Below are 14,256 nucleotides of genomic sequence, written 5' to 3' on the forward strand. Positions count from 1 at the left end.
CCTAGTGGTGGCCCGGGTGGCCGGAGCCGTGTGCCTCGGAGCCGGTCGAGGTCTGGTGCTGTGCTGCGTCCGGATCGCCCGAAGGGGCGTGCCGCCGCGCGACGTCTTTGTAGCTCCAGGTGACCGCACCCAGGAAGATGAAGACCACCGCACCGATGATGCCGTAGACGATCGCGGGGATCGGCAGCTCGTGCTCGTGATACTCGTACGCGGCGAGGACGGCGGAGTGCAGCATTGCGGTCTGGTTCCTTTCGACGTGGGGCGTCGGGCTCAGTCTATCGGCGGATCTGGCCGGAGCCGCGCACCAACCACTTCGTGCTCGTCAGTTCGGGAAGGCCCATCGGCCCGCGGGCGTGAAGCTTCTGCGTGGAGATGCCGACCTCTGCGCCGAATCCGAACTCTCCCCCGTCGGTGAACCGCGTCGACGCGTTCACCATCACCACCGCCGAGTCGACCTCCGCGAGGAAGCGGTCGGCGTTGCCGAGGTCGTTCGTGACGATCGACTCGGTGTGGCCGGTCGAGTACCGGCGGATGTGCTCGATCGCCTCGTCGAGGACGTCGACGACGCGCACGGCGAGGTCGAGACTCATGTACTCCGTCTCCCAGTCCTCCTCGACGGCGGGCACCGCGTCGGGGAAGATCGCACGGGCGCGCGCGTCGGCGTGGATCGTCACGCCCTGCTCGCGCAGCGCGCCGAGCACGGGTGGAAGGAGCCTCGCCGCAGCATCCGCATGCACCAGCACGGTCTCGACCGCATTGCACACGCTGGGGCGCTGCACCTTGGCATTGCGCACGATGTCGACGGCCCAGTCCTCGCGGGCGCTCGCATCCAGCAGGATGTGCACGACGCCTGCGCCCGTCTCGATGACCGGCACCGTCGATTCGGTGACGACGGTCTGGATGAGCTGCGCGCTGCCGCGCGGCACGAGCAGATCGACGTAGCCGCGCGCGCGCATCAGCGCGGATGCGCCCGGGCGACCGTATTCGTCGATGGTCTGAACGGATGCCGCGGGCAGGCCAGCGCGCACCAGCGCGCCCTGGATCACGGAGACGAGCACCGCGTTGGTGCTCTCCGCAGCCGACCCGCCGCGCAACACGGCCGCGTTTCCGCTCTTGAGGGCGAGCGCCGCGATGTCGACCGTGACATTGGGACGCGCCTCGTAGATGGCGCCGACGACGCCGAATGGAACCCGCACCTGCTCAAGGTGCACCCCGTTCGGCAAGGTCTTGCCGCGCACCGATTCGCCGACGGGGTCGGCGATGGCGACGATGTCGAGCACCGCGTCCGCGAGAGCATGCACGCGCTGCGGCGTCAGGGTGAGCCGATCGAGCAGGCCGGTCCCGATGCCGTTCTCCCGGCCGCGGGCGAGGTCTTCCGCGTTGGCTGCGACGATCTCGTCGACGTGGGCGAGCAGCTCCTGGGCGATCGCCTCGAGGGCGCTGTCCTTCGCTGCGGTGTTGGCCGTTGCCAGCGCCCGTGCCGCGGTCTTCGCGTCGTCGAGCTTCGCGTGCAGGCCGGTCGGGTCGAAATCGAGCATGCCTGCCAGTTTAGTTTCGCGCCGGCTCGAAATAGGTGCCGACGGATGCCCCGTCCAGCGCGTCCGCGACGAGATGCGTCGACGTCAGCACCACCGCGATGCCCGCCTCCGCGGCATGCCGCGCCGCGGAGACCTTCGTGAGCGCTCCCCCGGTGCCGACGCTGTTCACCGTCGTCGCGCCGATCTCGACGCCCACGAGCTCGTCGCCGACGCCGACGAACGGGATCATCTCGGCGCCGGGCTGCTGCGGGGGCTTGGTGTAGAGCGCGTCGACGTCGGAGAGGAGCACGAGCACCTCGGCGCCGATGAGCCGCGCGACGAGGGCAGCGAGCCGGTCGTTGTCGCCGAAGCGGATCTCGTGGGTCGCCACGGTGTCGTTCTCGTTGACGATCGGCAGGATGCGCAGTTCGAGCAGCCGCTCCATCGCGCGCTGGGCGTTGCCGCGATGGGTCGGGTCGTCCATGTCGTTGGCGGTGAGCAGCACCTGGCCGGCGACGATGCCATAGGGGTCGAGCGCCGCCTGGTAGCGGTGCACGAGCACGTTCTGGCCGACGGCCGCCGCGGCCTGCTGCGTGGCCAGGTCGTCGGGACGGGCATCGAGCTCGAGGAACGGCATACCCGTCGCGATGGCGCCCGAGGACACCAGCACCACCTCGATGCCGCGCCGGTGCGCGGCGGCGAGGGCGAGCACGAGCGGGGCGATCTGCCACGAGTTGTCGCCACTGATCGACGAGGAGCCGACCTTGACGACGATGCGCTTCGCGTCGGTGACGGTGGTGCGGGTGCTAATCGTCGTTCCCTTCCACTTCTTCGTCTGCGTCCACGTCATCGGCCCAGATCCCCGCCTCACGCTCGGCGTCGAGCTCGGCGCGGGCGGCGGCCTTGCCGTCCATGCGGTCGTGGTACTGCTCACGACGCTCGCGCCGCGTGGCGCGGGAGCCCTGGCTGAGCCTCTCGTCGGTGCCGCGAGGCGCGGTGACGAGTTCCGCGGTGGAGGTCAGCGTCGGCTCCCAGTCGAACACGATCCCGCTGCCCGGGCCGATCACGACCGTGTCGCCGGCGACCGCTCCGGCCCCGAACAGGCCGTCTTCGACGCCGAGCTTCGCAAGGCGGTCGGCGAGGAAGCCGACGGCCTCATCGTTCTGGAAGTCGGTCTGCGCGACCCATGCCTCGGGCTTCTGTCCGAGGACGCGGTAGTACGTGCCGTCGCTGCCGCCCTCGACCTTGATGGTGAAGGGAGCTGCGTCGACGGCCTTCGGCCGCATGACGATACGGGGCCGTTCCTCCTGTTCGACGGCGAGGCGGGCGCGCTCGGCGTCGACGACCTCGGCGAGGGCGAAGGAGAGCTGGCGAAGGCCCTCGTGGCTCACCGTCGAGATCTCGAACACGCGGTAGCCGCGCGACTCGAGCTCGGGCCGCACGAAATCGGCGAGGTCCTTGCCGTCGGGAACGTCGATCTTGTTGAGCGCGACGAGCTGCGGACGCTCGCGCAGGGGCACCTGGCCGGCCGGGACCGGATATGCCGCGAGCTCGCTGAGGATCACCTCGAGGTCGGTGACGGGGTCACGACCGGGTTCGAGGGTCGCGCAGTCCAGCACGTGCAGCAGAGCGGTGCAGCGCTCGACGTGGCGCAGGAACTCCAGGCCGAGCCCCTTGCCCTCGCTGGCGCCCTCGATGAGGCCTGGGACGTCGGCGATCGTGAAGCGCGACTCCCCCGCCTGCACGACGCCGAGGTTGGGGGTGAGCGTCGTGAACGGATAGTCGGCGATCTTCGGCTTCGCGGCCGACAGGGCGGCGACGAGGGACGACTTGCCGGCCGACGGGTAGCCGACGAGCGCGACATCGGCCATGGTCTTGAGCTCGAGCTCGACGTCGCCCTCCCATCCGGGTGTGCCGAGCAGGGCGAAGCCGGGCGCCTTGCGCTTCGGGTTGGAGAGGGCGGCGTTGCCCAGTCCGCCGACGCCGCCGGCTGCGGCGACGAAGCGCATGCCCGGCTCGGCGAGGTCGACCAGCTCGTCGCCCTCCGGGGTCTTGACGACGGTGCCGACGGGCACCGGCAGTTCGAGATCCTCGCCGCGGGCTCCGTGGCGCATGTCGCCCATGCCGAAGCCGCCGTTTTCGCTCACCTGGTGGGGGCGGCGGTGGTAGCCGAGCAGCGTGGTGACCTGAGGGTCTGCGACGAGCACGATGTCGCCGCCGTGGCCGCCGTTGCCCCCATCAGGGCCGGCGAGCGGCTTGAACTTCTCCCGGCGTACGCTCACGCAGCCGTTTCCGCCGTGACCGGCGCGCAAGTGCAGGGTCACGTGGTCGACGAACGTCGCCATCTCGAGGTCTCCTTTGTAAAAGAAAGGGGCGGGCCGAAGCCCGCCCCTCAATTGAATCGCACCGATTCGGCTGTTATGCCTCGGCCGTCACGATGTTGACGACCTTGCGGCGGCCCTTGACGCCGAACTCGACGGCGCCGGCCGACAGCGCGAAGAGCGTGTCGTCGCCGCCACGGCCCACGTTGGCGCCGGGGTGGAAGTGGGTGCCGCGCTGGCGGACGATGATCTCGCCTGCGTTGACCTGCTCGCCGCCGAAGCGCTTCACGCCGAGGCGCTGGGCGTTCGAGTCACGGCCGTTGCGAGTTGAGCTTGCGCCCTTCTTGTGTGCCATCTCTGTGTGCCTCTATGTCTTCTCTGCAGCCCTGCGGACTACTTGATTGCGGTGACCTTGACGCGCGTGAGGTCCTGGCGGTGCCCCTGGCGCTTCTTGTAGCCGGTCTTGTTCTTGAACTTCTGGATCACGATCTTCGGGCCGCGGAGGTCGCCGAGAACCTCAGCGGTCACCTTCACCTTGGCGAGCGCCTTGGCGTCGGAGGTGATCTTGTCGCCGTCGACGAGCAACACCGGGGCGAGCTCGACGTTGCCGTTCGCGTCAGCCTTGATGCGGTCGAGCGTCACGATGGTGCCGACCTCGACCTTCTCCTGCCGACCGCCGGCGCGCACAACTGCGAAAACCACTTCAGTACCTACTTCTCCGGGGAGCGAAGCCGCTCCGATGCTTGATTTCTGGGTGACTCACCGGCCGGCGACCGTACGGGTCGGGCGCGGGAAACCTGATCTGCGGACGCGGCAAGAGCCAGCGCACGCCAACAATCAAGATTACTTGATGCGGAATGCACGGTCAAACCGAGACCACGTCTAGGCTCGACACCCATGACCGTGCTCATCGACCGCCCAGCGTGGCCGGCTCACGGCACACTGTGGTCGCACCTGGTCAGTGATGCGTCCCTTCAAGAATTGCACGCCTTCGCTGAGAATGCCGGAGTGCCACGCCGCGCCTTCGATCTCGATCACTACGACGTGCCTGCCGAGCGTTACGACGAGCTCGTCGCCCTGGGCGCCCAGCAGGTGTCCATGAGGCAGCTGGTCGAGCGGCTGCGCAGCAGTGGGCTACGCGTCCGCGCCGTCGACCGGCACTGACTCCTGACCGGTCTCAGCCGTCAGCGCCCCCGTTGAGACACGGCGGCTGCGTCGCGCAGGCTGCTTCGCGGGCAGCGAGTCGAGCACAGAGTCCAACAGCTGCGCGGTCGCCTCCGCGTTGACGGCGCGCGGCTCCTGCGCGGGCTGAGCGGCCGGCAGCTCGATGACGGATGCCTGGGGCTGCTCGCTCGGCGCAGCATCCCCCGCTCCCCCGCCGCGCGCACGGCGCGAGCGAGAGCGGCGGCTGCTCGAGCGCGGCGCCTCGTCGGTCGCAGCCGCCTGCTCGGGCTGCGGCTCGTCGGCGATGATCGGCACTGCGCCGGTCGTCGGGTGGCCGAGCGTGCTCGCGGCGATGCGGGCGAGGCTGCTGCGCGCCTCTTCGGTGAGCTGGTGCGTGCCCTCGTGGGCGTGGGCCCCGTTTCCGTTGCCCGTGCTGGTCGCCGGCGCGCTGCCGCCATTGCCTCCGCGACCGCGGCGGCGCTCGGTGCCGCGTTCCGGCTGCTGGGCGCGGTGCTTCACGACGGGGTCGTGGTGGACGATGATGCCGCGGCCCGCGCACACCTCGCAGGGCTCGCTGAAGGTCTCGAGCAGACCGAGGCCCAGCTTCTTGCGGGTCATCTGCACGAGGCCGAGCGAGGTGACCTCCGCGACCTGGTGCTTCGTGCGGTCGCGGCTCAGGCACTCGACGAGCCGGCGCAGCACGAGGTCGCGATTCGACTCGAGCACCATGTCGATGAAGTCGACCACGACGATCCCGCCGATGTCGCGCAGACGCAGCTGGCGGACGATCTCCTCCGCCGCCTCGAGGTTGTTCTTGGTGACGGTCTCTTCGAGGTTGCCGCCTGAGCCGACGAACTTGCCCGTGTTGACGTCGATGACCGTCATCGCCTCAGTGCGGTCGATGATCAGCGAGCCGCCGGAGGGCAGCCAGACCTTGCGGTCGAGCGCCTTCTCGATCTGCTCGGAGATGCGGAACTCGTCGAACGCGTCGTCCTTGCCGCCGCTGTAGGGCTCGACCCGCTCGAGCAGCTCCGGCGCAACGCCCGAGAGGTAGCGCTCGATGGTCTCGCGGGCGTCATCGCCCTGGATGACCATCTTCTGGAAGTCCTCGTTGAAGACGTCGCGGACGATCTTGATCAGCAGGTCGGGCTCGCTGTGCAGCAGCGCAGGCGCCTGGACCTTCTCATTGGCCTCGCGGATCTGGGCCCACTGAGAGGTGAGGCGGGTGACGTCGAGCGTCAGCTGCTCTTCGGTCGCACCCTCCGCCGCGGTGCGCACGATGACGCCCACATTGTCGGGCAGCGCCTCTTTGAGGATCTTCTTGAGGCGCGCACGCTCGGTGTCGGGCAGCTTGCGGCTGATGCCGTTCATCGAGCCGTTCGGCACGTACACGAGGTAGCGGCCGGGCAGCGACACCTGGCTGGTGAGGCGGGCGCCCTTGTGGCCGACGGGGTCCTTCGTGACCTGCACGAGCACCTTGTCGCCGGGTTTGAGCGCGAGCTCGATGCGGCGGGGCTGGTTCTTCTCCCCGGACTCGGCCTGCGCGGCCTCCCAGTCGACCTCGCCCGAGTAGAGCACCGCGTTGCGGCCGCGACCGATGTCGACGAAGGCGGCCTCCATGCTGGGCAGCACGTTCTGAACCTTGCCGAGGTAGACGTTGCCGATGAGCGACGCCTCCTGGCTCTTGGCGACGTAGTGCTCGACGAGCACCTTGTCCTCGAGGACGCCGATCTGAATGCGGCCTGCCTTGGACCGGACGACCATGGTGCGATCGACGGCCTCGCGACGGGCGAGGAACTCTGCCTCGGTGATCACCGCGCGGCGGCGGCCGGCGTCGCGGCCATCGCGGCGGCGCTGCTTCTTCGCCTCGAGCCGGGTCGAGCCCTTGACCTTCTGTGGCTCGGTGATGAGCTCAGGCTCGCGCTTGACGGGCTGGCGTGGTTCGCGCGGCTGGTCGTCGGATGCCCCTGCTGAACCGCCGCGGCGACGGCGGCGCCGGACGCCAGGAGCGCTTGCGTCAGCATCCGCCTCGTCGTCCTCGTCGAACGCGGGCGCCGTGATGACCGGTGGAGCCTGGAACAGCAGGGTCGTGGTCGAGACCGGGCCGCTGAGCGGGTCGGCCTGGGTGCCGACGACCGGGATCGGCGTGGTGAGCGGCTGCGGCACAGCCGGGGCCAGCGGGTGGTCCTGGTCGGCGGCCACGGCTTCCGCGTCGACCACGGGAGCGGCCAGCTCCGCAGGCTCTTCGGTCTCAGCGACCTCCGGAGCCTCGGGCGCCGGCTGCGTCACCGTCTCGACCGGGGCATCGGCCTCGCCGGCCCTGCGTCGCCGCCCTCCGAAAAACCGCCCGCGGCGCTTTCCCGCTTCGTTCGAACTGTTGTATTCATCTTTTTCCACCATCGCTGGTGCACTCCTCGTACCGAGCGGCCGAAGCCTTCACCCCGGTCGCTACGGGAACTCTCCAGGGGCGGCTTCTCGAGCCGCCGCAAACCTTCCAACCGGCGGGCCATATCGCCCGCCTGCTCGCGTTCGCTGTGGGAACGCGAAAACCTTGTATTCAAAGGCCATCGTCCGCCTCGCGGGATGACCTGCATTTCATTATCGCACGGCGTGTCTCTCGACCCGGTTCATGCCGGTTTCGGCATGCGATACTCAGGGCGTGTCAGACACCGTTGCCGAGGCGGCTGCTCGCCCCCGTCACCTTGCCCTCGCCATCCTGCTCATCGTGGGCGGAGCGCTCGGGCTGCTCGCGTCGTTCTCGCTGATGAAGGACGACCTCGCGCTCTTGGCGGATCCGACAACCAATCTCGGCTGCACGATCTCGGCCGCTGTCCAGTGCGGCAAGAACATCGGGTCGTGGCAGGGCAGCGTGTTCGGATTCCCCAACCCGATGCTCGGTCTCATGACGTTCCCGGCGCCGATCATCGTGGGCGTCGCACTGCTCGGGCGCGTGAGCTTCCCCAACTGGTTCTGGCTGGTGTTCAACGCCGGGCACTGGTTCGCGATCATCTTCATCGGGTGGCTGTCCACCGAGAGCATCTTCTTCATCGGCACCCTGTGCCCGTGGTGCGCCCTGGTCTACGCGGTCGTGATCCCGATGTGGCTCGCCGTCACGCTGCACAACATGGCGGTCGGCCGTTACGGCCACGCGCTGATCGGCACTGGCAGCGCGCTGCTCAGCTGGGTCCCGCTGCTCAGCCTGGTGCTCTACGTCGTCATCGCGCTGGAGGCCCAGCTGCGACTCGACATCATCAGCCAGCTGTTCCACTGAGCTCGGGCACACGCAGACGCTCGACGCCCGCGTACACGTTCATCGACTCGCCGCGCAGGAATCCGACCATGGTCAGGCGGCCAACCTGCTGGCCGGAGCAGTCGCTGCGGCCCGCGACGCGGGTGCCCGCGCAATCACCGTCGGCCCCGAGCGCGCCGGGAGTCGGGGCGCAATGGGTTCGGGAAGATGCTCCGTTCGCAGGCCCCGACGCTCGCCCGCAGTGGCTCTGCGGCATCTGCCGTGTCGATTCCCTGCGCCGGCGGCTGGCCGGTCTCGGCGATCCGGCCGGTGCCTCAATGAAGGCGCTGGTCGGCGGCCTGCGGCTCGCGAGGCATCCGGTCGCCCCCGCCGTCATCGGCGACATCGACACCGCGGCAGACGCGCGCAGCGCAGGCATCGATCTCTAGTTCGCCTGCGGTGCGCCGGGCGGGGACCGGCGCGTCAGGCGAACCAGAGTGCGAGCTCGCGCGCGGCGGACTCCGGGGAGTCGGACCCGTGCACCAGGTTCTGCTGCACCTTCAGACCCCAGTCGCGCCCGAGGTCGCCGCGGATCGTTCCGGGCGCAGCGGTCGTCGGATCGGTCGCGCCCGCGAGCGAGCGGAAGCCCTCGATGACCCGCTGACCGGCGACGCGGACGGCGACGATCGGCCCGGACTGCATGAACTCCAGCAGCGGCTCGTAGAACGGCTTGCCCTGGTGCTCGGCATAGTGCTGCGCGAGCAGCTCCAGCTCGGCTTCGACGAGGCGGATGTCGACGAGCTGGTAGCCCTTCGCCTCGATGCGGCGCAGGATCTCGCCGGTGAGGCTGCGGGCGACGCCGTCGGGCTTGATGAGGACGAGAGTCTCTTCGACAGAGGTGGTCACAGCGGGTTCTCCGTTCCGTTGGGTTGCTGGGTGGCTTTGACGCGCTCGGCCTTGTCCGCCGAGTACATCGCGTAGATCCAGATGGCGAGGAAGAGCGCGCCGACGATGAACATCATGTGCACCCAGATGCCGGCGACGATCGCGAGGATCTGCACGGCGAAGCCGAGCCAGGTGCCGCTGCGGTAGCGCAGGGTGAGGATCGCGAAGACTGCGAGCACGATGAGCGCACCGCCGCCGCCGATGACGACGCCTGCGGGGGCGGCATGCAGACCCCACGCGACGAGGGTGCCGAGGAACAGCACGATCAGCTCGAATCCGAGCACGATCGAGCCGACGGATTCGCGCAGGCTCCGCGTGCGCCGCGTGCGGGGCGCGGGCGCGTCGGCGCTCATTCGAGCTCATCCGTCCGCGCTGAGCGCCAGCCACGCTGCTCTGCCAACGTCATCGCCTCGCCGACGAGGGTGATCGAGCCGGTCACGACGACCGCGCGCTTCTCGCCCTTCAGAGCCCACGCGCGAGCGGCCTCGATGGCTTCGCCGAGGTCGTCGACCTCTTCCACATGCTCCTGGGTCCACTCATAGATGTCCTCTGCGAGGTCCTCGGCGGGGCGCGCCCGCTCGGAGTGCGACTGGGTCACGATGAGCAGCGACGCCGCCTGGGCGAGCTCGTCGATGATGCCGTGCGCGTCCTTGTCCTTCAGGATGCCGAGCACCACGGCGACCTCGTCGAAGTCGAAGAACCGATCGAGTGCGGCGCGCAGGGTCGCGGCGCCGGCCGGGTTGTGCGCGGCATCCACGATCACGGTCGGCTCGGTGCCGATCAGCTGCAATCGGCCGGGCGACGAGGCGGCTGCGATGCCTTCTTCGACGAGCTCGTGGGTCAGCGCGTGCGCGCCGCCGCCGATGAACGCCTCGACCGCCGCGATCGCGACGGCCGCGTTCTGGGCCTGGTGATCGCCGTAGAGCGGCAGGGTGAGGCCGTCATACGCGCCCGCCACGCCGCGCACGTCGACGAGCTGGCCGCCCACAGCGACGGAGGTGGCGGTCACGTCGAATTCGGAGGGCTGCGCGATGACGGATGCGCCGTGCCGACTCGCCGCGGCCTGGATCTCGCGCATCGCCTCCGGGGTCTGTCGTGCTGTCACGACGGTCGCGCCGTCCTTGATGATGCCCGCCTTGGTCCGCGCAATCTCGGCGATGGTGCTGCCGAGCGCCGCCTGGTGGTCGAGCGAGATGGGTGTGAACACGGCGACGGTGCCGTCGCCGACGTTCGTCGAGTCCCACTCGCCGCCCATGCCGACCTCGACCACCGCGACATCGACGGGTGCGTCGGCGAAGCAGGCGAAGCCCAGCGCGGTGACCGCTTCGAAGAAGGTGAGGCGAGGGCGGCCGGATGCCTCGAGCTCGGCGTCCACCAGTTCGAGATACGGCCTGATCTCGTCCCAGTTGCGGGCAAGCGCCTCATCGGCGATCGGCTGGCCGTCGATGAGGATGCGTTCGTTGAAGCGCTCGAGGTGCGGGCTGGTCAGCAGACCGGTTCGCAGCCCGTAGGCGCGCAGGATGCTCTCGGCGATCCGGCTTGTCGAGGTCTTCCCGTTCGTGCCCGTGATGTGAATGATCGGATACGCCTTCTGCGGGTCGCCGAGCACCTCGACGGCACGGCGGGTCGCGTCGAGGCGGCGCTCGGGCTTCGCCTCGCCGACCCGGGTCAGCAGTTCTCCGTACGCCGCGTCGGCGGCGGCGCGGTGGGAATCGTCGCTCACAGCTGCACCCTCTCGACCGTGATGTCGTGCTCGCCCTCGGTCACGGCATAGTCGACGGCGAGCGTCTCTGCCGCGATGAGCTCGGCGTGCGTGCGCGCGGCGCGGGCGGATTCCGTCTCGAGCGTCAGTCGCAGGCGGATGCGGTCGCTCACGTCGAGCCCGGCTGCCTTGCGCGCGTCCTGCACGCTGCGGATGAGGTCGCGGGCGGTGCCCTCGGCCGCGAGCTCAGGCGTGACGTGGGTGTCGAGCAGGACGAAACCGCCGCCGGGCAGCAGTGCGAGCGCCTCCGACGCATCCTCGGACGTCTGCGCGACCTCGAGCACGAGCTCGTATTCTCCCGCCTCGAGCGCGATGCCGCCGGCGACCACGGCGCCGTCTGCCTCCGACCAGTCGCCTGAGCGCGCTGCCCTGATCGCGTCCTGCACCTGCTTGCCGAGGCGCGGGCCTGCGGCTCGGGCGTTGACCGACAGCCGGCGGGTGATGCCGTAGTCGTCGGCGCTCGTGGGCGTCTCCGCGACGAGAGCGACGGCCTTGACGTTCAGCTCGTCGCGGAGGATTCCCTCGAAGTCGCTGAGCACGCCGGCATCCGGCACCACCACCGTGAGCTGCGCGAGCGGAAGCCGCACGCGCAGGCCGTTGGCCTTGCGCAGTGCGAGGCCGGTCGAGGCGATCTGGCGCACCGTGTCCATCGCGGCGACCAGCTCGTGGTCCGCGGCGAACTCGGATGCCTCCGGCCAGTCCTCGAGGTGCACGCTGCGGCCGCCGGTGAGCCCCTGCCAGATCTGCTCCGTGACGAGGGGCAGCAGCGGCGCGGCGAGCCGGCACAGGGTCTCGAGCACCGTGAACAGGGTGTCGAACGCTTCGGCGTTCTCGCCGTCCTCGGTCACGCCGACCCAGAACCGGTCGCGCGAGCGGCGCACGTACCAGTTGGTGAGAACGTCGGCGAAGTCGCGCAGGGCGGCGGCCGCGAACGGGCTGTCGAGGTCGTCGAGGTGCTCGGTGACCGTGTCGACGGTCTCGCGCAGCTTGGCGAGGATGTACCGGTCGAGCTCGTTGCTCGAGTCGGCGCGCCGTCTCGCCTCGTAGCCCGACGCGTTCGCGTAGATCGTGAAGAAGTAGTACGAGCTCCACAGCGGCAGCAGCAGCTCGCGCACGCCCGAGCGGATGCCCTCCTCCGTCACGATGAGGTTGCCGCCGCGGATCACCGACGACGACATCAGGAACCACCGCATGGCATCGGAGCCGTCGCGATCGAAGACTTCGGACACGTCGGGGTAGTTGCGCAGGCTCTTCGACATCTTCTGCCCGTCTGAGCCGAGCACGATGCCGTGGCTGAGCGCCGAACGGAACGCGGGGCGGTCGAAGATCGCCGTCGCCAGCACGTGCTGCACGTAGAACCAGCCACGCGTCTGCCCGATGTACTCGACGATGTAGTCCGCCGGGTTGTGCCGCGGCCGTGAGGCATCGCCGGCGACGCCGTCGAACCACTCGCGGTTCTCGAAGGGGTAGTGCACCTGCGCGAACGGCATCGAGCCGGAGTCGAACCAGACGTCGAAGACGTCGGCGATGCGGCGCATGCTCGACTGCCCGGTCGGGTCGTCGGGGTTCGGCCTGGTCAGCTCGTCGATGTACGGCCGGTGCAGGTCGACCTGGCCCTCCGCATTGCGCGGCAGTGCGCCGAAGTCGCGCTCGAGCTCGTCGAGCGAGCCATACACGTCGATGCGCGGGTAGTTCGCGTCATCGGATTTCCACACCGGGATCGGCGAGCCCCAGAAGCGGTTGCGGCTGATCGACCAGTCGCGCGCACCCTCGAGCCACTTGCCGAACTGGCCGTCCTTGACGTTCTCGGGCACCCAGGTGATCTCCTGATTGAGCTCGACCATACGGTCTTTGAACTCCGTGACGCGCACGAACCAGCTCGAGACCGCCTTGTAGATCAGCGGATTCCGGCACCGCCAGCAGTGCGGGTACGAGTGCTCGTAGCTCGCGAGCCTCAGCAGGCGCCCCTCGGCGCGCAGCAGCTGCGTGAGCGGCTTGTTCGCGTCGAACACCTGCAGCCCGGCCACCGGCTCGATGTTCGCAAGGAACTTCCCGCCGTCGTCGACGGAGACGATGACGGGGATCCCGTTCGCCTCGCAGACCCGCTGGTCGTCCTCGCCGTAGGCAGGCGCCTGGTGCACGATGCCCGTGCCGTCGGCGGTCGTCACGTAGTCGTCGACGAGGATGCGCCACGCGTTCTCGGTGCCCCACGCCTCGGCATCCGCGTAGAAGTCCCAGAGCCGGTCGTACTGCACGCCCGCGAGCTGCGCGCCCGTGATGCGACGGGAGACGGATGCCAGCGCGGCCGCCGCGTCGTCGTAGCCGAGGTCCTTCGCGTGATTGCCGACGAGGTCGAGCGCGAGCAGGTACTCCCCCGCTTCCTCCGGCGTGTCGGCTGCGCCGTTGGGGCCCGCCGGTACGACGGCGTAGGTGATGTCGGGGCCGACCGCGAGCGCGAGGTTCGTCGGCAGCGTCCACGGGGTGGTCGTCCACGCGAGGGCGCGCACCGCCGTGAGCCCCAGCGCCTCGGCCTTCTCGCCCACGAGCGGGAACGTGACCGTCACGGTCTGGTCCTGACGCATCTTGTAGACGTCGTCGTCCATGCGCAGCTCGTGGTTCGACAGCGGCGTCTCGTCGCGCCAGCAGTACGGCAGCACGCGGTAGCCCTCGTAGGCGAGGCCCTTGTCGTGCAGCTGCTTGAACGCCCACAGCACGCTCTCCATGAAGGTGAGGTCGAGGGTCTTGTAGCCGCCGTCGAAGTCGACCCAGCGCGCCTGGCGGGTGACGTATGCCTGCCATTCCTCCGTGTAGCGCAGGACGGATTCCTTCGCGGCGCGGTTGAACGCGGCGAGGCCCATCTCCTCGATGTCGGCCTTGCCGTTGATTCCGAGCTGTCGCTCGGCCTCCAGCTCGGCGGGCAGGCCGTGCGTGTCCCAGCCGAAGACGCGCTTGACCTGCTTGCCGCGCATGGTCTGGTAGCGCGGGAACAGGTCCTTGGCGTAGCCGGTCAGCAGGTGGCCGTAGTGCGGCAGGCCGTTGGCGAACGGCGGGCCGTCATAGAACACCCACTCGTCGGCGCCCTCGCGCTGCTCGACCGAGGCGTGGAAGGTCTCGTCGCGCTTCCAGAACGCGAGCACCTTCTGCTCGATCTCCGGGAAGCGCGGGCTCGGGACGACTTCCGGCTCTTCGGACTTGGGGTACGGCAACGGGGCTCCTCGGTGTGTCTTCTTCAGACGAGGACGCGGCTCACGTCGCGCGGTACCACCTCGATTGCCCAGCTGGATGTCTGAGCCACTCGTTCCTAGGCGATGACGGGCC

General features: G+C 69.3%; 14 protein-coding genes. 3 read left to right on the forward strand and 11 right to left on the reverse strand.

The annotated features are described in order from the left end of the window. Position 1: 1 nt before the first annotated feature. The 6 genes from D7I44_RS17445 to rplU form a co-directional block, all read right to left on the reverse strand. Positions 2-235 (reverse strand): hypothetical protein, encoded by a 234-nt coding sequence (locus D7I44_RS17445; protein ID WP_120790647.1) that lies wholly within the window; start codon positions 233-235, stop codon positions 2-4. 40 nt (positions 236-275) lie between these two features. Further along, positions 276-1,538 carry a glutamate-5-semialdehyde dehydrogenase gene (locus tag D7I44_RS17450; protein WP_120790648.1) on the reverse strand — a complete coding sequence of 421 codons (1,263 nt, stop codon included), beginning with the start codon at positions 1,536-1,538 and terminating at the stop codon, positions 276-278. A gap of 10 nt (positions 1,539-1,548) precedes the next feature. Next, the gene (proB, locus tag D7I44_RS17455) at positions 1,549-2,367 is read right to left on the reverse strand and encodes a glutamate 5-kinase (protein WP_120790649.1); all 819 of its coding nucleotides are present in this window, start codon (positions 2,365-2,367) and stop codon (positions 1,549-1,551) included. Continuing rightward, positions 2,324-3,862 (reverse strand): GTPase ObgE, encoded by a 1,539-nt coding sequence (gene obgE / locus D7I44_RS17460; protein ID WP_120790650.1) that lies wholly within the window; start codon positions 3,860-3,862, stop codon positions 2,324-2,326. Before obgE ends, proB begins: the two co-directional genes overlap by 44 nt. Before the next feature lie 73 nt (positions 3,863-3,935). Further along, positions 3,936-4,193 carry a 50S ribosomal protein L27 gene (rpmA, locus tag D7I44_RS17465; RefSeq protein ID WP_120790651.1) on the reverse strand — a complete coding sequence of 86 codons (258 nt, stop codon included), beginning with the start codon at positions 4,191-4,193 and terminating at the stop codon, positions 3,936-3,938. A 38-nt stretch (positions 4,194-4,231) separates the two neighbouring features. After that, on the reverse strand, positions 4,232-4,540 hold the full coding sequence (gene rplU, locus D7I44_RS17470; RefSeq protein ID WP_120790652.1) for a 50S ribosomal protein L21: 309 nt from the start codon (positions 4,538-4,540) through the stop codon (positions 4,232-4,234). Positions 4,541-4,735: 195 nt separating this feature from the next. Here rplU and D7I44_RS17475 point away from each other — a divergent pair, with 195 nt between their 5' ends. Next, positions 4,736-5,002 carry a DUF4031 domain-containing protein gene (locus D7I44_RS17475; RefSeq protein ID WP_120790653.1) on the forward strand — a complete coding sequence of 89 codons (267 nt, stop codon included), beginning with the start codon at positions 4,736-4,738 and terminating at the stop codon, positions 5,000-5,002. On the opposite strand, the gene D7I44_RS17480 is transcribed toward D7I44_RS17475, so the two are convergent. Continuing rightward, a complete protein-coding gene (locus D7I44_RS17480) occupies positions 4,973-7,402 on the reverse strand; it encodes an Rne/Rng family ribonuclease (protein WP_120790654.1) in 2,430 nt (809 codons plus the stop codon). The two genes, D7I44_RS17475 and D7I44_RS17480, sit on opposite strands and share 30 nt — an antisense overlap. Before the next feature lie 259 nt (positions 7,403-7,661). Between D7I44_RS17480 and D7I44_RS17485 the strand changes: the two genes are divergently transcribed. Both D7I44_RS17485 and D7I44_RS18355 read left to right on the forward strand, forming a co-directional pair. Then, on the forward strand, positions 7,662-8,273 hold the full coding sequence (locus D7I44_RS17485; protein WP_245979798.1) for a vitamin K epoxide reductase family protein: 612 nt from the start codon (positions 7,662-7,664) through the stop codon (positions 8,271-8,273). 68 nt (positions 8,274-8,341) lie between these two features. After that, positions 8,342-8,680, forward strand: a complete 339-nt coding sequence (locus D7I44_RS18355) for a hypothetical protein (RefSeq protein ID WP_162940351.1) — start codon at positions 8,342-8,344, stop codon at positions 8,678-8,680. A gap of 34 nt (positions 8,681-8,714) precedes the next feature. Here the strand turns inward: D7I44_RS18355 and ndk are convergent, their stop codons facing one another. The 4 genes from ndk to ileS are packed head-to-tail and all read right to left on the reverse strand — an operon-like array spanning position 8,715 to position 14,144. Beyond that, positions 8,715-9,137, reverse strand: coding sequence for a nucleoside-diphosphate kinase (gene ndk, locus D7I44_RS17495; protein ID WP_120790657.1), 423 nt, complete (start codon positions 9,135-9,137; stop codon positions 8,715-8,717). Next, a complete protein-coding gene (locus D7I44_RS17500; protein WP_120790658.1) occupies positions 9,134-9,529 on the reverse strand; it encodes a DUF4233 domain-containing protein in 396 nt (131 codons plus the stop codon). Before D7I44_RS17500 ends, ndk begins: the two co-directional genes overlap by 4 nt. Further along, the gene (locus D7I44_RS17505; RefSeq protein ID WP_120790659.1) at positions 9,526-10,899 is read right to left on the reverse strand and encodes a bifunctional folylpolyglutamate synthase/dihydrofolate synthase; all 1,374 of its coding nucleotides are present in this window, start codon (positions 10,897-10,899) and stop codon (positions 9,526-9,528) included. Before D7I44_RS17505 ends, D7I44_RS17500 begins: the two co-directional genes overlap by 4 nt. Continuing rightward, complete coding sequence (gene ileS / locus D7I44_RS17510) at positions 10,896-14,144, reverse strand: isoleucine--tRNA ligase (protein ID WP_120790660.1); 3,249 nt, start codon at positions 14,142-14,144, stop codon at positions 10,896-10,898. Before ileS ends, D7I44_RS17505 begins: the two co-directional genes overlap by 4 nt. Positions 14,145-14,256: the final 112 nt, after the last annotated feature.

The sequence above is a fragment of the Gryllotalpicola protaetiae genome (assembly GCF_003627055.1).
Lineage (GTDB): Bacteria > Actinomycetota > Actinomycetes > Actinomycetales > Microbacteriaceae > Gryllotalpicola > Gryllotalpicola protaetiae.